Below are 24,671 nucleotides of genomic sequence, written 5' to 3' on the forward strand. Positions count from 1 at the left end.
ATTTATAGGAACTCAAATTAATTTAAATTAAGCTTCAATGAGATTTTATTAAGCCATGAAATATTAAGCATAGAAACTATCCATTTTAGAGAGAAAAGAGGCTCTCCCACATTGCGAAATTGTAAAATCTCTAAGGTAATTTGAATCAAAATTTAAAGTGCTGTTTCTAATTTTCAATAAAGCATTTGCAATAGCTTCATAATCGCCAATATCTACCTTTACTCCAGTTTTTTCATTAACAGCATCTTCTACTCCTCCACTTTTTGTAACAACAACCGGAACACCACATAACATAGCTTCCCTTACTGCTACACCAAAAGTTTCTGCAATACTCGTAGATATAAATACATTTGCAGTTGTCAAGGTAGCAAAAACCTCATCTCTAGGTAAGAAAGGCACAAAAACACATTTAGAATAAACATTATATTTTCTTGCTAAATTTTCAAAAACAGTAGTATTTGCATTAGCAAGATTGTCAAATGAATTATTCCCAATCACAACAACTTCAATATCAAAATCCGTTATTTTACAAAAATGCTCAATGCTTTTAAAAAAAGTATCCATATCTTTTATAAAACTCGGATATGATATCGTTACAACTCGAAATTTTAAATTTGATGTATTAGATATTTTTATAATCTTTTCTTCATCTATAAAATTCCAAATAATATACGGATTACATTCAATTGAGTTCATTAAAATGCATCTCTTCTGGTGATTACTTACTGCGCCAACTTTACTAGCATCTTGAAGTGATTTTCTAATAAGCTGTTGTTTAAATTTTGAATAATAATTTAACAAAAACACTTGATGTTCAGTTATTAGGTATGGGATTTTAAATACTTCGCTCAAATTATTTGCAATTATACCTCCATCAACAGTACATTGCGCGTGAATTAAATCAGGTTTCCAGCCAGTTGCTAACAGTTCAATAAAAGCCTTAGAGTATTCGCGACAGAACTCATTATGAATCTTTTTTTCATTCCATTTAAAAAATTTCATTATAGAAAAAGAAAATGCTTCTGGACCTTGAATTAAAAAATCTTTCTTGAGTATTGTCTTTTTAGGGGAAAAAAAACTATTAATTTTTAACTTAAAAAAATTGATATAATTAACCTCTTTTATATTTCCGTATAGAACTTTAATATCATATCCATTATCTGTTAAAAATGATGCTTGTTCTTGAAAAAAAGAACCAATTATATCATTTTTAACATTCGGATACCAAGAAGGAATAATTAAGACTTTTTTTTTCATATATTATTTTTAAATGCAATAGCGTCATTGTCTAAAATTATAATATTATAATCATTTTCAAATAGAAGAGTTTGGCATTCCACAAATCGATTCATATTTATAATACCTTGTCGCATACCATGCTCGAAAGAAATTATCCGAGGCGATATCTGATTAAAATTAATCATTTTAATTATTTCTAAATCATATCCCTCAGTATCAATTTGCAAAAGATCTATTCTGTTTATCGAATACTCCTTTATCAAAGCATCAAAAGATATACATTTCACAGATTCTTCAATAATATCATATTCAGGAATATTTCCAAGTTTATGATGATCTTTATTAAATGAAGGAGTTCCCTTTGTCCAATCTGGATAATTTGTCTTTTTAGGATCCACTCTGTACATCTTCATTTCAGTTTGATCTTTGTGTATTGCAAGATTCAAAAGTTTTACATTCGGATGTTTATCATAATTTTTTTCTAGAAGTTTAAAGATATCAGGCATTGGTTCAATTGCAATACCTTTTACTTTTTCTTTAGTCACCAATTCATATATCGGGTCAAAACTGATTCCATCGTTGGCACCAATTTGAACAAAGAAAAAATCATCATGCAATGTTTTGTAGAAAAGTTGAGATAATGGTAAAAATTGATTCCTTAGTCTAAAATGACTAGTGTAAAATGATTTCTTTAGAAGAATTAAACCAAACTTGCCTAGAATTTTATTTATCATGATTTATCTTATTTTTTCTCAAATTTATTTCTAACACTGGAGAAACTGCTCCTCCCCAACCTTTATTATATTTATTACCTCTTCTAAAATTATCATCAATGACATTAAAAGATAAAGCCTCCTTCACGTACAAAAGTTGTTCAAAATTTCCAGTCTCATCTACAATAGAAATATCAATAGTATGAAATCCTGGATTTAATAAGTATTTAGGTATTATACATTCTATATAATATTCTCCAGGGCAATTTATTTTTTCGTCTTTATAAAAACTAGTTGCAACAAATGATAGAGTAGACTCTCTAAATACCGGAATTGTGATAGAATATGATTTATTTATAGATCCGACAAAAGTAGTTCCCAAAATCAAATCCATAGCATTTGTAATAAGATCTACTTCATTAACGATTCTAGTATTCAAAATCATACAGTTTTCGCCATGATATGTATTAGGATTTATTAAAATTTCATCAGACTTTTCGTTAATTAAATATGTACTAATTGCCTCATCAATATCCCCATTAAAAACTATCCTTCCATTATCCAACACAACTCCCCTTGTACAAAGGTTTTTAACAGCTGCCATATTATGACTAACAAAAAGTACAGTTCTCCCCTCTCCTCTAGAAATATCTTGCATTTTACCAATAGCTTTCTTTTGAAATTCAGCATCACCAACTGCCAAGACCTCATCGACAACTAAGATTTCAGGGTCTAAAAAAGCCGCTACAGCAAAAGCTAAACGAACTGTCATTCCAGAACTATATCTTTTTACAGGTGTGTCAATATAACGTTCGCAACCAGAAAACTCAATAATCTCATCTAACTTTGAATTGATTTCTTTTTTAGTCATTCCTAAGATAGCACCATTAAGAAAAATATTCTCTCGGCCGGTCATCTCTCCATTAAAACCAGTTCCAACTTCTAGCAAAGAAGCAATACGACCACGAGATTTAATACTTCCAGTTGTAGGAGCCGTCACTTTTGAAAGAATCTTTAAAAGTGTCGATTTCCCAGCACCATTTTTCCCAATAATGCCTAATACTTCTCCTTTTTCTATTTCAAAGTTAATATCCTGTAAAGCCCAAACATAATCTGAATTTCCTTTTTTAGAACGATCATTAGTATCTCCTATTCGTAAATAAGGATCTTCTTTACCTCTAATTCTATGCCACCATCTGTTTAAATCATGACTTAAGGTTCCTGTTCCAACTTGACCTAAACGATATTGTTTAGAGATATTTTCAGCTTTTAATATAATCTCTCTCATTTATACGGTATCTATAAAGCTTTTTTCTGTTCTATTAAAAACCAATAATCCAACAAAAAAAACGACTAACGTAACTACTATTGTATATATCAGACCTAAAATTGATATACTGCCAATATCTAAGAGCATATAACGAGAAGTTTCTATCACATATGCTAATGGATTATATTGTACAATCCAGCCAAATTTTGGTAACTTTTCCTTGATTAATTCCATTGGGTACATTACAGCAGATACATACATAAGCAACTGTATTCCGAAACCGACTAAATTATTTAAATCTCTATATTTAGTTACCATGGACGAAATCAACATTCCTAAACCAAGACCTAAAACTCCCATTATAACAATTAATACCGGAAAGAAAAATAATGAACCATTCAAAGTTAATTTTGCGCCATTAAAAAAATAAAAAATGTAAAAGATAACAAATATGCCAAATTGGATTCCAAATTTGATTAAGTTCGAAATTACAATAGACAAAGGAGTAATAATTCTAGGGAAATAGACTTTCCCAAAAATGGCCGCATTCGATTTAAATGTATCCGATGTTCCAGTCAAACAAGAAGTAAAGTAATTCCATACCATTATACTGCCGAGATTAAATAAGAATGGAGGAATAGATCCCGTTTTAATTCCTGCAACATTATTAAAAATTATAGTAAAGGTTATGGAAGTAAATAAAGGCTGAATTAAGTACCAGAGAGGTCCAAGTACCGTTTGCTTATAAACGGTTATAATATCCCTTTTGACAAAGAGAAATAACAGATCTCTATATTGCCAAATCTCTTTAAAATTTAGTGCGAAAAAGCGATTTTTAGGGGTTATTTCAAACAGCCATTCATTTGTCTTATCAGCGTAATTGTTCATTTGATAGTTAGGGAAAAATGTTATTTTAAAAAATCAAAAATTAACAGGATTTTTAACATTTTAGACTTAGTTTAAAAATGCCAAAAGGTGTTTTTATAAAAAACACCTTTTGATTCTATTTAATTTATGTTATAAAATGAGATTACTTATCTAGAACCTCAAATGTAGAATTCATACTTTTAAATTCTGGAACGATTTTTTTCATTTTAGCTACAATATCATCATTTTCATAAAAATCGGCAATTCCGATAAGTTCATCTACATCAATATGCAGATTTTCATACTCATCTTGAATTTCCTGAGCGATCATGATTTTGTTATGATATGTTGGCAATGTTTTAGAAGTATCATTTAACAGTTCCTCATAAAGTTTTTCACCAGGTCTTAGACCGACAATCTTGATTTTTATTTCTTTATCCGGAATAAAACCAGCTAGTTTAATCATTTTCTTAGCTAAATCAATAATTCGAACTGGTTTACCCATATCAAAAATATAGATTTCGCCACCATTACCCATCGCTCCAGCTTCTAATACCAACTGACAAGCCTCAGGAATTGTCATAAAATAACGAATAATGTCTTGATGTGTTATCGTTACAGGACCGCCTTCTGCAATTTGCTTCGTAAATAATGGAACAACAGAACCATTAGAGCCTAAAACGTTTCCAAAACGAGTCGTGATAAATTTAGTTCCTCCTTCTACATTTTCTTTTTGGTTTTTCAAGAACAACGACTGAACATATTTTTCTGCGATTCTTTTGCTGGCTCCCATTACATTACTAGGGTTTACCGCTTTATCTGTAGAAACCATTACGAATTTCTTCACATTATACTTGCAGGCTAAATCAGCTAGATTTTTAGTTCCTTTTATATTTGTTTGAATTGCCTGAGCCGGGTTCTCTTCCATAAGAGGAACGTGTTTGTATGCAGCAGCATGAAAAACAACGTGAGGTGTATAATTTTTGAATACTTTCTCTAATGCTTTTTTACTTCTAACATCAGCAATAACAGCTACAATTTTAGTAGTCACATTCATGCCCTGTGTTTCCAAACATAAATTATGCAAAGGTGTTTCGGCATGATCAACAACAATAACCTTTTTTGGATTAAAATTTAAGACCTGTCTTACAATCTCACTACCGATAGAACCAGCAGCTCCAGTAATTAAAATTGTCTTATCTTTTAATTGTTTAGAAATTGATTTGCTATCTAAAACGATTGGTTTTCTCTCTAGTAAATCTTCAATCTGGATATTTTTTACTTTTTGAGAAATCTCTTTTTGGTTTTCCCAGTCTGAAATCAATGGAACTGTATAAACTCGGTAATTAAATTCTAAACACTGATCAACTATAATAAGCTGTTCGTCTTTGGTTAAGCTTTTATCGGCAATGATAACTCCTTCTGCAGCGACAGAACGCATTAAAGCCGGCAGTTTTTTTCTTAAGATTAAAATGGGAAGATCCAGCATACGCTTAGATGCATTCTGATTGTTTTTATCTACAAAACCAACAATTTTAAATCGAGAAGGTGTCTCAAATTTTAACGCATTTGCTACAGAGATGGCATTGGCGTCTGTACCATAAATTACAGTTCTAACCAATTTAGTAGTAGCTTTTTCTGAAAAGTACATTTCAAATGTCTGTTTTACGATCACGCGGTATAAGAATAATCCGCAAAAAGATAAAACCAAATTGATAAAAAGCGCTGTATTCAGAAAGGCTTTATGGCCAGAATACAATTCGAAAACTAAATTTATAAACAAGAAAAAAACTAAAACTGACATTTGAGAAAACAGCAGTTTTATGGCATCTATATAAGATGAATGTCTAATAATTCCCGAATAAGTTCTAAAAAGCCAAAAGAAAAATATATTGACTAGAATTAAACTAGTCACAAAATAAAAATCGTGTGAAGTTATAATATAACCAATTGCAGTACCTTCAAAAAGCAGGTAGGTGAAAGAGAACGAGAAAAACAAAACCATTACATCAATAGCAATGATAATCCACCTAGGAAGATAACTCAAATTATTGATGTTAGCCCTAAGATTTCGAGGCGAAAAAGTTTTATATAACAAAGAGGTTATATTATTTGGTTTGTCTGTATTCAATTGAGCTATATTTAAGTCAGTAAAATTTGAACTTTATACAAAAATACAAATTAAAGGTTTTAAACCATTACTTATAGGTTCAAATTAAATTTTAACACCTTTTTTCTTTTGTTTTAAAAATTCAATCAGGTACGTTCCATAGCCAGATTTAAGCAAGGGCTGTGCTAACTCTTCAAGTCGTGCATCATTAATGAACCCTTGTCTCCAAGCAATTTCTTCGATACAACCCACTTTTAGTCCTTGTCTTTCTTCTAGAACTTGAACAAATTGTCCTGCTTGCATCAAACTATTAAAAGTTCCAGTATCCAACCAAGCAGTCCCTCTACTTAGTATACCTACTTTCAATTGTCCTTTTTCAAGATAAACTTTATTTACATCAGTAATTTCATATTCACCGCGAGCACTTGGTTTTATATTTTTAGCTATTTCAACAACAGAGTTATCATAAAAATAAAGTCCTGGCACAGCATAATTCGATTTTGGTTCTAATGGCTTCTCTTCAATTGAAATAGCATTTTTGTTTTCATCAAATTCTACCACTCCATATCTTTCAGGATCAGAAACATGATAAGCAAAAACAACTCCACCATTTGGATCTGCATTATCTTTTAAAAGTTGTTGCATATTTGTTCCAAAGAAAATATTATCTCCTAATACTAAAGCAACTTTATCAGTACCAATAAACTCTTCTCCTATTACAAAAGCTTGAGCCAAACCATTTGGATTCGGTTGTTCAGCATAACTAAATTTACAACCAATAGTACTTCCGTCCCCTAGAAGTTTCTTAAAATGAGGCAAATCATGTGGAGTAGAAATAATTAAAATTTCATTAATTCCTGCCATCATTAACGTTGACAATGGATAATAAATCATCGGTTTATCATAAACTGGCATTAATTGTTTACTAACCGCTAACGTTAGCGGATGTAATCTTGTACCAGAACCTCCAGCTAATATAATTCCTTTCATAAAATTTGATGTAAGATTTTAAAATTTCTATTCATAATTAAACTAAAATATAAAATCATCTTTTAAACAAATATTTTCTTTAGACTCTTTTTGTAATTTGGAATTTCTAGATTATAAACTGATTTTATTTTTGTTTTATCCAACAATGAAAAATTTGGGCGTTTTGCAGGTGTCGGATAAGATGATGTTGGAATCCCTCCTACTTTGCAATTGTAACCACCAAATTCTTTTATACTTAACGCAAATTCGTACCAGCTAATTTCTCCTTCGTTTGAATAATTATAAATTCCTGGGATCCACTTTGGCGATTCTATTATATCAATCATTGCTTTTGCTAAATCGGCAGCATATGTAGGTGATCCTATTTGATCATTTACCACATTAATTTCGTCTCTTTCTTGCATTAACCTTTGCATTGTTTTCACGAAATTGTTTCCGAACTTACTGTAAACCCAAGAAGTTCTAATGATAATTGATTCTGGATTTTCTTTTATACAAGCAATTTCGCCATCTAACTTACTTTCTCCGTAAATATTTATAGGGTTAGTTTTTGAGTCTTCGCATAAGGCTATTGAAGAAGTGCCATCGAAAACGTAATCTGTCGAAATATGAATTAATCTTGCATTCTTTTCTGCTGTATATTTTGCAATTAATGCTACCGCAGCTTGATTTATAGTATATGCCAATTCTTTTTCCGATTCAGCTTTGTCAACTGCAGTGTAAGCTCCACAATTAAATACAATATCTGGATTAATTGCTTCTATTTGAGTTTGAAGTAATTCTAAATTATCTAATGTTGCTTTCGTACGATCGGCAAATATCCATTCATATTGAGGATACTTAGGTGCTAAAACAGAAAGTTCGGTTCCTACTTGTCCTGTTGCGCCGGTTACTAAAATTTTTTTCATTAAAATAAACTGTTACAATTATCTATAAAAGGAAGAATCTGATCTTTCTCAGAAACTATTGCTTCTTCTAAATTCATTCCCCAATCAATATTTAAAGATGGATCATCATATTTAATTCCGCCTTCTGAAGCTTTATTATAAAATTGATCACATTTATACATTACTGAGGCAGTATCACTTATTACTGAAAAACCATGAGCGAAGCCTTGAGGAACTAATAATTGTTTTTTATTTTCTGCAGATAACAAAATGCTAAATGCTTTCCCGTACGTAGGAGAATCTTTTCTTAAATCTACTGCAACATCAATAATTTCACCTTCTAAAACTCGAACTAATTTTGTTTGAGCAAAAGGAGGATTTTGATAATGTAATCCCCTTAAAGTTCCTTTTTTAGAAAAGGATTGATTATCCTGAACAAAATCAATATTAATTTCTAAATCTTCAAATTTTGCTTTACTGTAAGATTCAAAAAAATAGCCTCTTTCATCTCCAAAAACTGTAGGTTCTACAATTACTAAATCTTTTATAAATGTTTTTTCAATTTTCATTTTTTAATGTTATTCAGTTAAAGAAATTAAATATAACCTCTTTTATTCTAATTTTATCTTGCTGTTTTAAATTTGATCCTGATGGCAAACACAACCCTCTTTCAAATAACCTTTCCGCTATATTATTACCGTAGTAAGGGTATCTTTTAAAAAGTGGCTGTAAATGCATTGGTTTCCATAAAGGACGACTTTCTATATTTGCTTCTTCAAAAGCAATTCTGAAATTTTCTCTTTGTTCTTTTGTTTTTAATAATATTGTATTAAGCCAATAATTTGAAAAAAAATCCTCATTAAGATTGTCAAAAAGCTCTACGTCATTGATGCCTTTAAAAGCTTCTTTATAAAACAGGTGATTATTTCTTCTAGACAGAATATTGTGTTCTAATATTTTCAGCTGTCCGAGACCTATTCCTGCGCAAATATTACTCATTCTATAATTGTATCCCAATTCACTATGCTGATAATGTACCGCCTTTTCTTTAGATTGTGTAGCGTAAAAAATTGCTTTATTTTTTTCCTCTTTTGAATTAACTATTAATGCTCCTCCGCTTGAAGTTGTAATAATTTTATTTCCATTAAAAGAAATGATTCCAAAATCACCAAATTTACCACATTTCTTTCCTTTATAAGTACTTCCAAATGCTTCTGCACTATCTTCGATTATTGGAATACCATACTGGTCAGCAATAGCATGAACTTCATCTACTTTATAAGGTGTACCATATAAATGAACTGCGATAATAGCTTTCGGTTTTTTTCCTTTTTTTATTCGATCTTTTATGGCAATTTCTAAATTTTCTGGACAAATATTCCATGTTTCAGACTCACTATCAATAAATAATGGAATTGCATTTTGATACAAAATTGGATTTGCTGATGCCGAAAATGTCATAGTTTGGCAAATTACCTCATCTCCATCTTTTACTCCTAACAAAATTAACGCTATATGTATCGCAGATGTTCCAGAATTCAATGCCGCAATAAATTTTTTTTTTCCAAAATAATCTTGGAGCTCATTTTCAAATTCATCTACGTTTGGTCCTCCAGAAGTAATCCAGTTTGATTTAAAAGCCTTTTGAATATATTTTTGTTCAAAACCACTTTCTTGAGATAACGACAAATAAATTCTTTTATTACTCATTAGGAATTGACCAATAATCTGCTGGATAACGCACATCATCCTCGCTTACATTTGTTAATGGTAATGTAGAAAATGACATTAGTTTCGAGTTCTCTTCTAAAGATTCTATAGCATTAGCATAACCTGCGGGAATGTGAACAATTTTACTGTCAAATTCCGAAACTAAAATCGTCTCAATGATTAAATCTTTTGAAGGATTTTCCCAATTATCAATTTTTATAAAATGCACTTTAAAAGATCCTGTAAGACAATAAAAATTTTTAGCATCTAATTTATGTCCTTGCCATGCGCGCAAAGGATTTTCTTTGGAGTTGCTTATAATATAAAATCTTTCGATATCAGAAAAATCAAAATCATTTACAAAAGTGATACTTCCCCTATGATCGGCAAAATTCCCACCTTGAATTACTTTTGGTTTCATGCGTTTAATCTTAAATTATTTTTATTTAGCAAATAAAATTTTAATGAATAAACAACAATCAAAGGCAGAATTATAATTAAAAAGATAACTGCATCGTTAACTTTCTGATAAAGATTTACCACTATACATGAAATTATAATTTGAACCAACCCATAAAGTAATGATACCATTCTGTGTTGTATTTTATATTCATTACTTAAGATTTGATAAAAATGCAGACGATGTGCCTCAAATATATTTTGTTTTAAATATAATCGGTGCATAATGGTACATATTGAATCAACACCATATACAGCTAAAAACAAAAGCCAAATTAGTGATTCTGTTACAAGAATTAGTTTTAAAGTTAGATAAATTACCCAAAATGCAATGGCAATACTCCCAACATCTCCAGCAAAGCATTTTGCCTTTTTTCTATAATTAAAAAACAAAAATATTAAGCTAGCCATCATCGAATACTTTATAAAACCGCTATCCGTAAAAAGCTGGAGTTTTGTATTTACATATAATAGCGATCCCATAACTACTAAAGTGTAAACTCCAGTAATACCATTAATTCCATCCATGAAATTATAGGCATTTATTAGACCAATTGCTAAAACATAAGCCAATGCAATACCCCAAATTGGAAATAAAGTGAATAACCCTAGGTCAAAAAAAATGAGGGTAATGGAAAGAAAATGAATTGAAATTCTAATTTTATTTGATAAACTTTGAATATCGTCCCAAAAACTAACTAAACTTACTAATGTTATTCCTGTAAAGAAAAAATAATTTGTTTGGATATGCTGTATAAAATAAAGCAAAGCTGAAAACCAGAAAATAATTCCTCCTCCTCTTAACGTTATCTCTGTATGCGAACTCCTTTGATTGGGTTTGTCAATTATATTAAAATGATCAGCAACTTTAAAATAAAGTAGCATTATGATCATTAAGATAATTCCTAAAATTGTATATTCCATTTTACGAAATTATTCCCAGTTAGTATCTTTTATTTCATCATAAACTTTCTGAATACCTTCTTCTAAAGTTGTTTTTGCTTTCCAACCAAAACCATTTAACTTAGAAACATCCATTAATTTACGAGGTGTACCATCTGGTTTAGAAGTATCAGTTAAAATTTCGCCTTCAAAAGCAACTATTTTTTTTACTAAAATAGCTAAATCTAAAATTGAAATATCTTCTCCTACTCCAATATTTACAAGACCTTCTTCATTGTAATTTTCCATTAAATAAAGACATGCTTCAGCAAGATCATCGGCATGTAAAAATTCTCTTTTTGGACTTCCTGTTCCCCAAATAGTAACAGAAGATTCATTATTACGTTTCGCGGTAATAAATTTTCTTAACATTGCGGGAAGAACGTGCGAATTCTTTAAATCGTAATTGTCATTAGGACCATACAAATTTGTTGGCATAACAGAAATAAAATTACATCCGAATTGGTCTCTGTATGCATCACACATTTTTATTCCAGCAATTTTAGCAATAGCGTAAGGTTCGTTTGTAGGCTCTAATTCTCCTGTAAGCATATACTCTTCCTTTAACGGTTGTGGAGCCATTTTAGGATAGATACATGAAGAACCTAAAAACATTAATTTCTTTACATTATTTAAGTAAGACTGATGAATTACATTATTTTGTATCATCAAGTTTTCATAAATAAAATCCCCTCTGTAGGTATTGTTAGCAATAATACCCCCTACTTTTGCTGCTGCTAAAAAAACATAATCTGGTTTTTCTTCAGCAAAGAAATCTGATACCGCCTGTTGATTTCTCAAATCTAGTTCTGAAGAAGTCTTCAATACAAAATTTGTGTATCCTTTTTCTTTCAATTGACGTAAAATCGCTGAACCAACCATACCTCTATGCCCAGCTATATATATTTTATCTTGTAAATTCATAGTGTTCTTCTTCAATCTAGATTATGAAGCATACTAAATAATTAGTATCTAATAGTTGATCTTACTTCATTTAACATCTTTTCTCTTTGAACATATTGAAGATCAGACATCATCATTTCTTTTACTAATCCAGCCAAATCATACTGTGGTACCCATCCAAGTTTTGTTTTAGATTTTGTTGGGTCTCCAATAAGCAAGTCTACTTCTGTTGGGCGGAAATATTGTGGATCAACGGCAATAACTTGTTTACCAATCTCGATTTGATAACTTGGATTACTGCAAGATGCCACATACCCTTTTTCATCTACTCCTTCTCCCCTAAATTCAATATCAATTCCCACCTCTGCAAATGACATTTTAACAAAATCACGAACATAGGTAGTTTCTCCCATTGCAATCACATAATCTTCTGCCTCATCTTGCTGTAAAATACGCCACATCGCTTCTACATAATCTTTTGCATGCCCCCAATCACGTTGTGCATCTAGATTACCTAAATATAAGCAATCTTGTTCTCCGAGAGCAATAGCAGCAGTAGCCATAGTTATTTTACGAGTTACAAAAGTTTCTCCTCTACGTGGCGATTCGTGATTAAACAAAATTCCATTACAAGCAAAAATATCATATGCCTCTCGGTAATTTTTAGTAATCCAAAAACCATAAATTTTTGCTACCCCATAAGGAGAACGTGGATAAAAAGGTGACTGTTCATCATAAAGTCCTTTTTCGTTTTTATTTTCCGCTAAACCACCATATAATTCAGAGGTTGATGCTTGATAGATACGTGTTTTCTTTTCTAATCCTAGAATACGTACAGCTTCTAAAATTCTTAGAGTTCCAATTCCATCTACATTTGCAACATATTCAGGAGAATCAAAAGAAACCTTAACGTGGCTCATTGCGCCTAAATTGTAGATTTCATCAGGTTGCACTTCTTGAATAATTCTAATAACATTGGTAGAGTCAGTTAAATCTCCATAATGCAATTTAAAATTGACATGAGCTTCATGCTGATCCTGATAGATATGATCAATACGTTGAGTATTAAAAGAAGAAGCTCTCCTTTTAACACCATGAACCATATATCCTTTTTCTAATAATAATTCTGCCAAGTATGATCCGTCTTGTCCAGTAATTCCTGTTATAAGTGCAATTTTCATTTCGTATGTTATTTTTCTTGTTTTGTTATTACTATTTTTTACAATAAATCTCTTTATAAGATTTAAATTAAATTTTATTTTTTTTTATGTAACTAATTACAGATTGTGGATTCCAACCCAATTCAACTTTAGCTTTTTTATCATCAAATGTTAAATCAGAAGTAATTTTTTTTACTTTTAATGAGTTAATTGGTGCTTTACTACCAAAAAAATCCCCTAGTTTTCCTAGAGTTTTTGCAAATCTAATTGATAAACTCATAGGATTTGACTTATTCTCATTTTTTGCAATAGCCAGACTTAACTCATTAAAACTTGGATGAACTCCATCTGTCAGATTATAAATACCTCCTTCAGAAGAAACATTTATTAAAAATTTTGCCACATCTTCTGCTAGAACCATACTTTTACGTGCTTTTCCACCATCAATGTTAAAATAATAGCCTTTTCTTATAGCTTTTATCATTGCACCTAAATTGCCTGGAGGGTTTGTACCTACTAATAAAGGTAAACGCAATATTGAACAAATTACATTATTTTCTTTACACCAATTTTCTACTAACTTTTCAGCTCGAATTTTACTTAGTCCATAAGCATCATTGGCCTCTAGCAGGCATTTTTCATTTATTTCACTGCCAAAATCTTTACCATAAACCGAAACTGAACTTATAAATACAAATTGTTTGGGAACTCCATTTCTTTTTAATGCTTTTAACAAATTTTCCGTACCAATAACATTAACTTCATAGAATTCTCTTTCTTCAATTTCCGTTTTAGGAACTGAGTGGGCTTTGCCTGCCGCATGGATGACAGTATCAAAATGATGACTAAATTCTGGAACTTCTTTATTTAAAGATAATTGATAGTTTCCTGAACTACGTGATAAAGTAATTATGTTTGATTTTTGATCAAAAATTCGAATAATTTCTTTCCCTAAAAAACCATTTGCTCCCGTTAATAATATAGTCATTAGATTTTTAATGTTTTGTCAATTATATTCCAAATTTTTGTCTGCTCAAAATTTTCACGAACAAACTTTCTACCATTATCACCGTGAATTTTTGCAATTTTATTGTTTTTAAAATAATAACTAATTTTAAAAGCTATATCTGAAGGTTCATGTGTTATAAAAAGTCCCGTTTCATTTTCAATAATAGCTTCTGTACATCCAGTTGCTCTAGTTATTAAAACAGGTATTTTCATTGAAGAAGCTTCCAATGCAACGGTAGGGAATCCTTCTCTATAAGATGGTAAGATAAAAACATTCATTAAAGAATAATAAATCGATGCGTCCAAAATAAAATCTGTAAAAATAATAGACGGATCATTTTTAATTTTTTCTTTCGAAAATTCTGAAATTGAATCTCTCGACTCAATTGGCCCAACTAACAATAATTTAACTCTTTGACAATTTTTCTTAACACTTTCCCATGATAAAATTAATTCATTAATTCCTTTGTCTTTAACTATTCGTCCCACAAATCCCACTACAAAATCATCCTCATGGATATTAAGTTTAGATTTTAACGATTGAATACGATTTTCATCATAAGATTCTGGATTATACTTTTCCTCAGCATCTATACCATTACATGTACCTAACCCTAAAACAACATTTTTTGAAGAATTATTTAATTTTTCTCGCTCACTAATTTCACGTATTGAATTACTAACGCAAACAACTTTTGTTGCCAGAGAACCAGATAGTTTATCGATGCTTTTTAAAATTACTCTTTTTAAGCCGGTGCTAGTTTCATAAATAATACCATGTCTGAAATAAATTCTTTCTGGAACTCGTGCTAAAAAAGAAGCTATCATTGCCACCATTCCTCCTTTAGGGGTGTGCCCTATAACTTTTTCTATTTTATTTCTCTTTATATAAGTATAAGTACAAAATATAGATTTTAAGTCTTTAAATGGGCTTATTTCTCTTGTTATTAATAAACTAAAAGGAATATAATCTAAATCATTGGCTAATTGAAAAAATTCTTCTGAAGGTGAACAGCCAAGGTGATACTCATTACCATTCTTTTTTGTGAGATACGAAAATTGTTTTCCAAAAAAATAATTAATTGAAAATGAAACTGCAATAATGTGCAAAATTTTTTTACTTTTCATAACCACTTTTAAACAAATCCTTATATTGGCTTAATTGCTTTTCTATCATAAAATTGATACTAAATCTTTTGGAAACCTCCAAACCTGAATTTGCAACTTTATTATAATAATCATTATCACTAAAAAACTTTATTATAATTTTTGCAAGTTCCTTTTCATTCCCTTTTTCAAATAAAACCCCTCCATCTTGTACTACATTTGACAGACCAGGAACGTTGGATGCAATTACAGGTTTTCCTGAAGCCATACCTTCAACAGCAGCTAGGCCAAAACCTTCCCAATGAGAACTGACTACTGATAAATCAGCGGTTTTTAATAAATTAGGCACATCAATTCTTACTCCAAGAAAAAAAACTCTTCTTCCTAATCCTAAATGATCTGCAAGTTCGATACAATCATCCATTAAATCACCTTCTCCAACTAAAACCAACTTTACATCTTCATTTAAATATTTTAAAGCTCGAATTACTGTTTTTTGATCTTTTTGGGCCCTAAATCCTGCTATTTGAATTATCAGTTTATCTGATTCTAAAATTTCATTATTTATTTGATTTTTTAATAATGGTTTCGAGTTAATAATTGTATCGAGATTAATCCCATTTTCGATAACAATAATGTCTTTCGATTTAAATTTGCAATATTTGATTAAGACATCCTTAACTTCATTTGTTATACAAATAACTTTGTTGTAGAATCTATAAATATTCCTGTCAAGAGTTCGAAAAATAAAATTTTGCATTCTCTTATTTGATGTGTTGTGTTCTGTAAAAATTAATTTTACTTTGGAAAAACTTAAGATTTTTGCAATTGCTACCCAATATTGTGCAGGAAATAAATGAACATGAATAAGTTCGTATTTTTTTAAATAAGGGATAATTTTAAAAACATTAAAGGGATTATATAGGTTTCCTGTTCCAAGAGAATAAATGTTACAACAATTTAATTCTTTTAATTGTTTCATGTATGGAGTAAAGGTATTATCCAATACTAATAAATCAACTTCTATACCTTTTTTTTGTAACAATGGAATGCTTTCAATAATTAATTTCTCTGCTCCTCCTGTTGAAAGATTATTTATTATTTGAAGAATTCTCATATTTTTGACTTGTCTTTTTTATACATTAAATATCCTAAAGGCATACAAAATAATGATAGAAGAAAAGAAACATTTTTAAATTTTTCAGCAATAGAAAAATCAGTATTAAATGAAAATCTCCAATAATTTGTAACTGCTTTTGATTTTTCCTTAAAAGGTATTTTATATTTAGCCAATTCTGAATAATACAACATTGACGAATTTGGAGAATTCATTCTAATTTTAACACTATTACTTGTAAGGCCGTCTTCTAAGTATTCGCAATTATATACAACTTCATTAAACCATAAAAAGTCATAATTTAAAGCTATTCTATTCCAAACTAAACTTTCTGGACAAAATTTCTCATTTTCAAAGCTTGGAAATTTATAATTTTTAAGAACTTCTGTTTTAACTACTTCTGCCATGTCTCCAGATATTTTATACAAATACCTAAACCCTATAGCATTAGTTATCAATTCATTATAATCACCTTTATTACCAATTATTGTATTATTTTTATATCCTCGCCTCCCTATTACTCCTGCAATATTTTTATCTTCTTGAATCTTTTTATACTTCAATAAAATGTCACATACACTATTTTGAGGCAATTCATCATCACTGTCTACAATAAAAAACAACTCTCCTTTTGCCTCTTCAACTCCTTTATTTATTGCTATATGTTTTCCTCTATTTAAAGTTTTAATATAATTAATATTTAATTTTCTTTCGTGGATAAAAACATCAACTAATTGTTTTGTGTCATCAATGGATCCATCATCAATTATCAACCACTCGAAATCATTACAAGTTTGATTTAATAAACTTTTATAAAGATTTTGCAATGTATAGGCACGATTGTATGTAGGGGTAAAAATTGTTAATAGCATTTTATTTAATTAATATAAGATCGTAGTGTAATTTTACTTAGTAAACGCAATTTTGATCCAAATAATTGATAATCTTCTTTTAAGACTAAAAATAGTTTCTTAAAAAAACAATAATCAACCATTTCCAGATAGATTTTAACCTTCATCTGATCCCGCATTTCTAATTTTGCTTTAAAAGCTTGATAGAAATCAAAAATAGCTTCATAATGGTGTCTATCCACCACTGGGAAATTAGTATTCTTTAAAATTCTACTGACATCCATAGTAGAAACAGAAGTCGCTCCTGTAACGTTTTTTTCATGATTTCTATACAACATCAATTTAGCTTCTAGATACTCAACCTCACCTAAACATATAGCAGACAAATGTAAAAGATGATCGTGCATAGCCAGTTTACCTTTATAAGACACTAACAATTCTCTCATAACTCCGTTAAAAATTGCGCTACAGCCTTGCATTCCAGAGTTTAAAAATAAAAGTTGATTGATTTTTTTTGGAAAAGTTAAAGTAGCTAATCCTTTTATTCCTTCTTCAGGAATCCAAACATATGAATTGGAATAAACAACTTGAGGTATTTTATTATTCTTTTTCGAAATTGCTTGTAATTGACATTCAATCTTATTATCAAACCAAATATCATCTTGATCGCAATACATTAAATACTCAGCATTCGAAAAATTTAATAAATAAGTGAAATTTTCTGCTGCATTTCCAAATTTTGTCGTATCCTCAAGAATAACGATCCTAGAATCGGTACTAGCAATTTGTTTTAAAATACTTATGGTATTATCAGTACTTCCATCATCATGTATTAAAAGCCTCCAGTTCTGGAAAGTCTGAGCCTGTAAAGATAGTATTTGAGATTTAACATATAACTCGCCATTATATGTTGCCATTAATATATCAACCTTTACCATTTGATTATATATTTAAATTTAAATGCAAATAATGTAAGTGCAATTATTTGAATTGTATAGGATAAATTTGTAAATACATACTCCCCAAAAAATTGTAAAACAAGAGTACATGCAAAAAAAGAGTAAGATATTACCGCCCAAAGTCTTTTCTTTAATGCTAATCTGTATAGATAACCTGAAATAGAACCAATAATAAAACTGAATATTGCTATACCCTTATAGCCAAAATCTAACCAAAATGGGCCTATGACCGTAAAAACATTCGTTGGAAACGGCACATAGATATATCCCTTTTCGGTTACATCATTTGCAAAAATCATTCCATTGGGACTTAATGGTTCCCCTCCCAAATAGCCATAAAATAATCTAAAAAATCGCATCGTCATTTGTCCCCACTGAACAGAATACATTTCTCCTTTTACTAATTGATCTAAAGCTGGAATACCCCCAAATATATAGGTATAAAACATTGAAGAAATTACATTACTTTCATCACCAGCCCTCAACAACTGCAATAAACTCAGAATACCTATTAGAATACTAAATACAATGAATAAATTACGGATAGGGATTTTCCTTCTAAACATTATCGAAAATAGAACAGATAGGAATAGGAAGAAAAAACTACTTTTTGCCATTGTAATCAAAGAAAGTAGTAAATTTATTATTATTAAAATAACAATCCTTTTCTTGTTTTCACCTTTTTGGTAAGTAAAAAGTTCGATAAGAAAAGATACAAATGCAAAAGTAAAAACATATTGCCAAATACCATAATTATATTCTGTTTCCACAATTCCAGTATTAGCTAATCGTAGATTGAAAAAAAAGCTTCCTTGACCTAAAGTAGTTCCTTGTTTATAAGCTATTAAAAGTAACGGAAATGATCCTAAAACAGAAATCCAATAATATAAGTTTCTAATACTTTTATTAAATATAGCTTTTCCTGCACTTTCTTCTTTCAGTATGCTGAATGATAGTGAAACTTCACTAAAAAACCATGCTCCAATTAAAAGGGATAAATTCCAAATTAAAATAACTACCAAAACTTCATTTGATAAATTATTCATACCATGATCTAATGTACCATAAAGAAACAAAACAATACCCCAAGATAATGGAGACAAAAATGTAGGAGCAATAAAACTTTTTTTTCTAAGATATCCTAAGAAGGCTAATAAAAGTAAAAATATAGCAGTTAATAAAATCATATTATTTTCCCAATATTTTCCTAACTGGTGCCAATAATAATTTTCCTAATCTATATTCTTTGGACTTTTCTATACTTTGATATTCCGAATAACTTGTTGGTGCAACAAAATATTTGCTATAGAGCTCTTTATGATTTTCCCACATCTGCAATCTTAATTTAAACATATTTACTTTAGCCATCTCAGAATTTCTTGATTTTTTTAATATTCTATAAAAAAAAACAGCCTGTTCACATCGCTCAACCTTACCTCCATTTTTTAAAATAGAAATCCAGAAATCCCAATCTTCAAGACCATCTTTCATATTTTCATTAAATCCTTCTACCCGATCAAAATCTATTTTTCTAAAAAGAGATGTTACCACAAGTTGATTTGATGCCAACATTGTGGGAATATTGTATGACAAGGGTGTTAAAATTCCTTTTTTTCTTCCAAAAAACCTTACAGTTGAAGCAACAACTTTAACTTCTAGATTTTTATCCAAAATCTTTACAGTTTCTTCGATAAAATTTTCAGATATTAAATCATCTGCATCTAAGCATAATATATATTTACCTCTAGAAACTCCAATCGCTGTATTACGAGCTATACAAACTCCTTTATTATTTTGGCTAATATAGCGAAAGCGTTTGTCGAGAGAAACTGCATTTAAAATTACATTTTCTGTTCCATCAATAGATCCATCATTGACAAAAACACATTCCCAAAATTTGAAACTTTGAGAAAGAATACTTTTTATCGTCTCTGGCAGATATTTTTCACTATTGTAACAGGGTACTATTATAGAAACTTTAATCTCTTGATTCATATAAAACTTTATTTTTAGAATCCTTACAAATACTAAGATTTTCTTTTGGATAATAAGTAAGCAAAAATTTTCTTATATACATATTTAGGTCTATTCATAATACCATGTCGCCTTTTTATTAAAAGCTCCTCGTTTGTACTTAGAAGTGAATCAGAAACCCCTCCACTCTGAAAATTTGTTAATATATAAGGTATCAATAAAAATTTCGCATTAGTTTTTTTTGCACGTAACATCCAATCATAATCTGACGCATTTTTATATAAAACATTAAAATATCCTACTTTTTCATATAATGACTTTTTTATAAAACATGTTGGATGTTCAATCATGCCATGCTTTAAGAACGAATCTGCACTTCCCCTTAACATATACGCTTCTCCATTAAGCATTGACACAAATCTTAAAATTCCGTGAAATATATCAATTTCGGTATTCGATTGATAATAGGTCACAACTTTTTCAATAGTTCCTGACTCATACCAGTCATCAGCATTTAAAAGGGCTACTAATTCACCATTAGCCATTTTTATTCCTTTATTCATTGCATAATAAATCCCATCATCCTTTTCTGAAATATATTTAAAAGATATACCCTTTTCTGTAAATAGAGAATCTTTCTGTTCAATAATATCAACCGTTCCATCTTTTGAACCTCCATCAATTATAATATATTCGATATTTGAATATGTTTGATTTAGCACACTCAAAATTGTTCGTTCAATAGTTGCCTTTGCATTATACGAAACAGTAATTACCGAAATAAGGGGTGATTTAATTCTCTCCATCTAAAATTTTATATATTTTACGTGATTCTTTTAAAACAAAATTAATTATTTGAACTTTTACTAAAAAAACTTAATTCTTCTTCTATTAACAAATCTAAAACTTCATAAAAATCAAGATTATAATCCCATCCCAATTTTACCTTAGCAGGTGTATTATCTCCGTATATATCTTCTATATCTGTCGGCCTCATTAAATCGTTATCTATAACTAACCTATCTAGCGATACATTTAACTTTTTAAATACATATTCTATTATAGATCGGAGAGTTATACTCTTCCCTGAACAAATAATAAAGTCTTCTGGATCATTCTTTTGCAACATTAACCACATTGCTTGAACATAATTGGGTGAGTAACCAAAATCTCTTTTAATATCAATATTTCCAACTTTCAAAGTCCAATCAGATTTATCTCTGTTTTTAACAGTTTCTTGTAGGACTTTTTTTACAAAAAAACTATTTGATCTTAAATAAGATTCATGATTAAACAAAACTCCGTTACAAGCAAACAAGCTATAAGATTCACGATAATTAACTACTATCCAATGAGCAGAGGCTTTTGAAATAGCATAAGGACTAAGGGGATGCATTGGAGTATTTATATGCACTGGAAGATTAGAAACTTTGCCAAACATTTCACTGCTTGACGCTTGATAAAATCTTATATCATTCTTAACTAATCTAATAGCCTCTAATAAATTTAATACCGAGATAATATTAAAGTTAATAGTACCAATGGGTTGTTTGAAAGATAGTCCTACAGAACTTTGAGCTGCTAAATTATAAATCTCATCAGGATTGTATTTTTTTACCAAGTTTAGAACACTTGAAATATCCAATAAATCACACTCCTCCATAATCACAAATTGTTCAATCTTAAAAAACTTGAGTTTTTCTAAACTGTCAGAATGATTATTTCTAGTAATTCCAATTATTTTGTAATCTTTCTCATGTAATAACTTAGAAAGATATGCTCCATCCTGACCACTTATTCCAGTGATAAAAGCAGTTTTTATTTTTTTTGCAGTCATTTACTCTAGTTCATCAGCTAAATTAAACCTTAATAATACTTTTATAAACATCTAAATGATTCTCAAAAGTTTTATCCCATGAAAATTTTTCCAATCGCTTATAACCTTTTTCTTTAAGTAAGAATCTTAATTTTTCATCATTTAATAATTCAATCATAGATTTTCTCAAAGAATCTTGATCAGTTGGATCAAAATAAATTGCCGCATCACCTCCAACTTCTGGCAATGATCCTCCGTTACTTAATAAAATGGGACATCCAGATGCAAAGGCTTCCAATACAGGTATTCCAAATCCTTCATAAAGGCTAGGAAAGCAAAAGAATAATGCATTTGAATAATAATTAGACAGGTCATTATCATTTAATATTTTTTTAAAAATAACGCGAGAATCTAATTTCAAAAAACTTATCAAAATTCTTTCTTCATGAGAGAATTCTCCTCCCCCCGCACATACTAGCTTTAGATTCTCTTGTATAAGTAATTCTGCTATAGCATTTAAAAAAAAATCAAAATTTTTGTAATTACCCCTATTCCCTACAAACAACACATAGTCTTCTTCAACTAAACTCTTATTTTCTATATTAAAATTTTCAAGGGAACTTCCCAAATATACTACATCAATTTTTGATGAATCTACGTCAAAAAGTTCAATAATATCATTTTTTGTCGTTTGAGATATTGCTATTACTCTGCTTGATTTTTCTAACAATCTCTTTTTATTATCAAGTATTTTATCATCCGATTTTAAAATTTCAAACTGATCAGAAAATTTCTCATGTATCATGTCATAAAAGGTAACAACGAATGGCTTGTTTTTTATTTTCGAAATAAAAGAATCATTATAATAAGTGGGGTGAAATACGTCAAAATCTCCTTTAGCAACTTTATTTAAAGATTGTACTTTATTTAAATAATTTGCAAGCCTAACTTTTCCTTTAAAATTATTTTCAGGCAAAAATTTATTTAACGAAGGGTTAAAACTTTTATTATAATACGCATTATTACTAAAAAAAGTAGCTACCTCACAACTATTTTCGTTATTCTCATATCTTTTAATTAATTCAAAAAAATATCTAGATATTCCACCATACTGCTGTTCTGTGAATATCTGATGATCGTATAATATTTTCATTTACCTTTAGTTATATAAATTATTTATTCCAAATTCCAGTCGCTTTTTCGCTAACAATTTTATTATATTGTACATAACTAATTAATGCTCCAAACGTCAAGCAAATAAAATTAGATAATGGCATCGCAAAAGTTCCAAAGTTGAAAATTTTTACTAACAAAAAACAAATTGGAATATTAATTAATCCCATTATAATAGCATATACTATCTGAACTCTAATTTTGCCAACACCATTTAAAAAATTAGCAAAAATAGCATTCCAATTTGTGACAGCGATGTATGCACATATTGACAATGATAAAGCATTAGAAATAAATACAGAATCTCCTATCCATAATTTTATTACCCAATTACTTATTAGAAACATAAAGAATAAAAAAACGACACTAAAAATCCAATAAAACAGAAGTCTATTTATTGTTGTTTTTATCCAACTATACTCTTTCTTGAAATATGCTTCTGTAAATGCTGTCCAATAAGGAGTAAGAACTATAGTAAAAATTATAATTACAACACTGTAATACTTATATGCTATATTAAAATTTGTTACTTCTGATGGGCGAAAAAATTGAGCAATAAGTATATTATCGGTTTGGAAAATTATTAAAGATATTATTTGTAAAATAAAAAACTGAGATCCTAATCCTACAATACCCCTAGCTTTTTGAAAATCGATATGTTTTAAAGATGGTCTTACAGAATTAAAATTATTTCTAAATAGGTATAAACTTGCAATAACTGAAACCAGAAAAGGTATAAAACTTAGACTCAATGCCAAAAAGATCATATTTTCAGATGTCGTTTTTGACAGTATCCATACTGCCAACGTAGTACCCAAATTACTCAAGAACAGCAATACAGAACTAACATAAACCATTTGAAATGCAGCAGAAACAACATTTATAATATCAGAAATAAACTTTAATAAAAATAAAACTGCTACAATAGTTACTACATTCTGCAACCTTTCCTCTGCAATAAATGAAGAGTTAAAAATAACTTGCCAATTGACAAATTTATAAAACACAAAATAAAAAAGTATTAATAATGAAGCTATTAAAGATATAATCACATAAGTGGTACTTACGTATATTTTACCTCTATCATAATCATGATCCGCTAAACTTTCAGAAAGCCTATTCCTTAGTCCATTTGCAATACCTATATCAAACATAGAAACCCACCCAACCAAAGAGGTTAAAGTTAGCCATAGACCATACGCGTCAGGTTTAATATAATCTATAGTTAAAGGAATTAAAATAAATGACAATAAAATACTTCCGCCTCTAAAAAAAAAGGAAACTAAAATATTAATATTTGCTCTTTTTGTTCTATCTTCAAAAGATTTTTTAAATATTCGTTTTATCATGTTATGATCGATGCATAAATTTATATATATTTAACTTATTTCTAGTTTGAATTCATTTACTAAAAAA

Annotated in this window: 24 protein-coding genes; all 24 read right to left on the reverse strand. The window is 29.5% G+C overall.

Annotation, left to right across the window (positions count from 1 at the left end; genetic code table 11):
* Positions 1 to 63: 63 nt before the first annotated feature.
* Entirely contained in the window at positions 64 to 1,257 is a 1,194-nt protein-coding gene (locus tag LL966_RS17045) for a glycosyltransferase (protein WP_229354927.1), read from the reverse strand.
* Positions 1,254 to 1,973 (reverse strand): FkbM family methyltransferase, encoded by a 720-nt coding sequence (locus tag LL966_RS17050; protein ID WP_229354928.1) that lies wholly within the window; start codon positions 1,971 to 1,973, stop codon positions 1,254 to 1,256. Before LL966_RS17050 ends, LL966_RS17045 begins: the two co-directional genes overlap by 4 nt.
* Positions 1,963 to 3,240: an ABC transporter ATP-binding protein gene (locus LL966_RS17055; RefSeq protein WP_229354930.1), complete on the reverse strand. Its 1,278-nt coding sequence runs from the start codon at positions 3,238 to 3,240 to the stop codon at positions 1,963 to 1,965. The genes LL966_RS17050 and LL966_RS17055 overlap by 11 nt, the downstream gene beginning before the upstream one ends.
* The gene (locus tag LL966_RS17060) at positions 3,241 to 4,110 is read right to left on the reverse strand and encodes an ABC transporter permease (protein WP_229354932.1); all 870 of its coding nucleotides are present in this window, start codon (positions 4,108 to 4,110) and stop codon (positions 3,241 to 3,243) included.
* A gap of 142 nt (positions 4,111 to 4,252) precedes the next feature.
* The gene (locus tag LL966_RS17065) at positions 4,253 to 6,220 is read right to left on the reverse strand and encodes a polysaccharide biosynthesis protein (protein ID WP_229354934.1); all 1,968 of its coding nucleotides are present in this window, start codon (positions 6,218 to 6,220) and stop codon (positions 4,253 to 4,255) included.
* Between the two features lie 84 nt (positions 6,221 to 6,304).
* Positions 6,305 to 7,189: a glucose-1-phosphate thymidylyltransferase RfbA gene (gene rfbA / locus LL966_RS17070; RefSeq protein ID WP_229354936.1), complete on the reverse strand. Its 885-nt coding sequence runs from the start codon at positions 7,187 to 7,189 to the stop codon at positions 6,305 to 6,307.
* Positions 7,190 to 7,251: 62 nt separating this feature from the next.
* The gene (gene rfbD, locus LL966_RS17075) at positions 7,252 to 8,097 is read right to left on the reverse strand and encodes a dTDP-4-dehydrorhamnose reductase (RefSeq protein WP_229354937.1); all 846 of its coding nucleotides are present in this window, start codon (positions 8,095 to 8,097) and stop codon (positions 7,252 to 7,254) included.
* Positions 8,097 to 8,645, reverse strand: coding sequence for a dTDP-4-dehydrorhamnose 3,5-epimerase (gene rfbC / locus LL966_RS17080; protein ID WP_229354938.1), 549 nt, complete (start codon positions 8,643 to 8,645; stop codon positions 8,097 to 8,099). Before rfbC ends, rfbD begins: the two co-directional genes overlap by 1 nt.
* A gap of 13 nt (positions 8,646 to 8,658) precedes the next feature.
* Positions 8,659 to 9,786, reverse strand: coding sequence for a DegT/DnrJ/EryC1/StrS family aminotransferase (locus LL966_RS17085; protein ID WP_229354939.1), 1,128 nt, complete (start codon positions 9,784 to 9,786; stop codon positions 8,659 to 8,661).
* Complete coding sequence (locus LL966_RS17090; protein ID WP_229354940.1) at positions 9,779 to 10,207, reverse strand: WxcM-like domain-containing protein; 429 nt, start codon at positions 10,205 to 10,207, stop codon at positions 9,779 to 9,781. Before LL966_RS17090 ends, LL966_RS17085 begins: the two co-directional genes overlap by 8 nt.
* The gene (locus tag LL966_RS17095; protein WP_229354941.1) at positions 10,204 to 11,169 is read right to left on the reverse strand and encodes an MraY family glycosyltransferase; all 966 of its coding nucleotides are present in this window, start codon (positions 11,167 to 11,169) and stop codon (positions 10,204 to 10,206) included. Before LL966_RS17095 ends, LL966_RS17090 begins: the two co-directional genes overlap by 4 nt.
* A 9-nt stretch (positions 11,170 to 11,178) precedes the next feature.
* Positions 11,179 to 12,111, reverse strand: coding sequence for a GDP-L-fucose synthase family protein (locus tag LL966_RS17100; RefSeq protein WP_229354943.1), 933 nt, complete (start codon positions 12,109 to 12,111; stop codon positions 11,179 to 11,181).
* A gap of 41 nt (positions 12,112 to 12,152) precedes the next feature.
* Complete coding sequence (gmd, locus tag LL966_RS17105; protein ID WP_229354945.1) at positions 12,153 to 13,271, reverse strand: GDP-mannose 4,6-dehydratase; 1,119 nt, start codon at positions 13,269 to 13,271, stop codon at positions 12,153 to 12,155.
* 67 nt (positions 13,272 to 13,338) lie between these two features.
* Positions 13,339 to 14,238, reverse strand: coding sequence for an NAD-dependent epimerase/dehydratase family protein (locus LL966_RS17110; protein ID WP_229354946.1), 900 nt, complete (start codon positions 14,236 to 14,238; stop codon positions 13,339 to 13,341).
* A complete protein-coding gene (locus tag LL966_RS17115; protein WP_229354947.1) occupies positions 14,238 to 15,386 on the reverse strand; it encodes a glycosyltransferase in 1,149 nt (382 codons plus the stop codon). The genes LL966_RS17110 and LL966_RS17115 overlap by 1 nt, the downstream gene beginning before the upstream one ends.
* Positions 15,376 to 16,482 (reverse strand): glycosyltransferase, encoded by a 1,107-nt coding sequence (locus tag LL966_RS17120; protein WP_229354948.1) that lies wholly within the window; start codon positions 16,480 to 16,482, stop codon positions 15,376 to 15,378. The genes LL966_RS17115 and LL966_RS17120 overlap by 11 nt, the downstream gene beginning before the upstream one ends.
* Complete coding sequence (locus tag LL966_RS17125) at positions 16,479 to 17,354, reverse strand: glycosyltransferase family 2 protein (protein ID WP_229354949.1); 876 nt, start codon at positions 17,352 to 17,354, stop codon at positions 16,479 to 16,481. Before LL966_RS17125 ends, LL966_RS17120 begins: the two co-directional genes overlap by 4 nt.
* A gap of 5 nt (positions 17,355 to 17,359) precedes the next feature.
* On the reverse strand, positions 17,360 to 18,271 hold the full coding sequence (locus tag LL966_RS17130) for a glycosyltransferase (protein ID WP_229354950.1): 912 nt from the start codon (positions 18,269 to 18,271) through the stop codon (positions 17,360 to 17,362).
* Positions 18,265 to 19,479, reverse strand: a complete 1,215-nt coding sequence (locus LL966_RS17135) for an O-antigen polymerase (protein WP_229354951.1) — start codon at positions 19,477 to 19,479, stop codon at positions 18,265 to 18,267. The genes LL966_RS17130 and LL966_RS17135 overlap by 7 nt, the downstream gene beginning before the upstream one ends.
* A gap of 1 nt (position 19,480) precedes the next feature.
* Positions 19,481 to 20,287, reverse strand: coding sequence for a glycosyltransferase family 2 protein (locus LL966_RS17140; protein WP_229354953.1), 807 nt, complete (start codon positions 20,285 to 20,287; stop codon positions 19,481 to 19,483).
* 32 nt (positions 20,288 to 20,319) lie between these two features.
* Positions 20,320 to 21,072 (reverse strand): glycosyltransferase family 2 protein, encoded by a 753-nt coding sequence (locus LL966_RS17145; RefSeq protein WP_229354955.1) that lies wholly within the window; start codon positions 21,070 to 21,072, stop codon positions 20,320 to 20,322.
* Positions 21,073 to 21,113: 41 nt separating this feature from the next.
* Positions 21,114 to 22,103, reverse strand: a complete 990-nt coding sequence (locus LL966_RS17150; RefSeq protein ID WP_229354957.1) for a GDP-mannose 4,6-dehydratase — start codon at positions 22,101 to 22,103, stop codon at positions 21,114 to 21,116.
* Between the two features lie 22 nt (positions 22,104 to 22,125).
* Entirely contained in the window at positions 22,126 to 23,235 is a 1,110-nt protein-coding gene (locus LL966_RS17155; protein WP_229354959.1) for a glycosyltransferase family 4 protein, read from the reverse strand.
* Between the two features lie 19 nt (positions 23,236 to 23,254).
* The gene (locus LL966_RS17160) at positions 23,255 to 24,604 is read right to left on the reverse strand and encodes an oligosaccharide flippase family protein (protein ID WP_229354961.1); all 1,350 of its coding nucleotides are present in this window, start codon (positions 24,602 to 24,604) and stop codon (positions 23,255 to 23,257) included.
* Between the last annotated feature and the right edge of the window lie 67 nt (positions 24,605 to 24,671).

This window comes from Flavobacterium chungbukense (genome assembly GCF_020805785.1).
GTDB classification, from domain to species: Bacteria; Bacteroidota; Bacteroidia; order Flavobacteriales; family Flavobacteriaceae; genus Flavobacterium; species Flavobacterium chungbukense.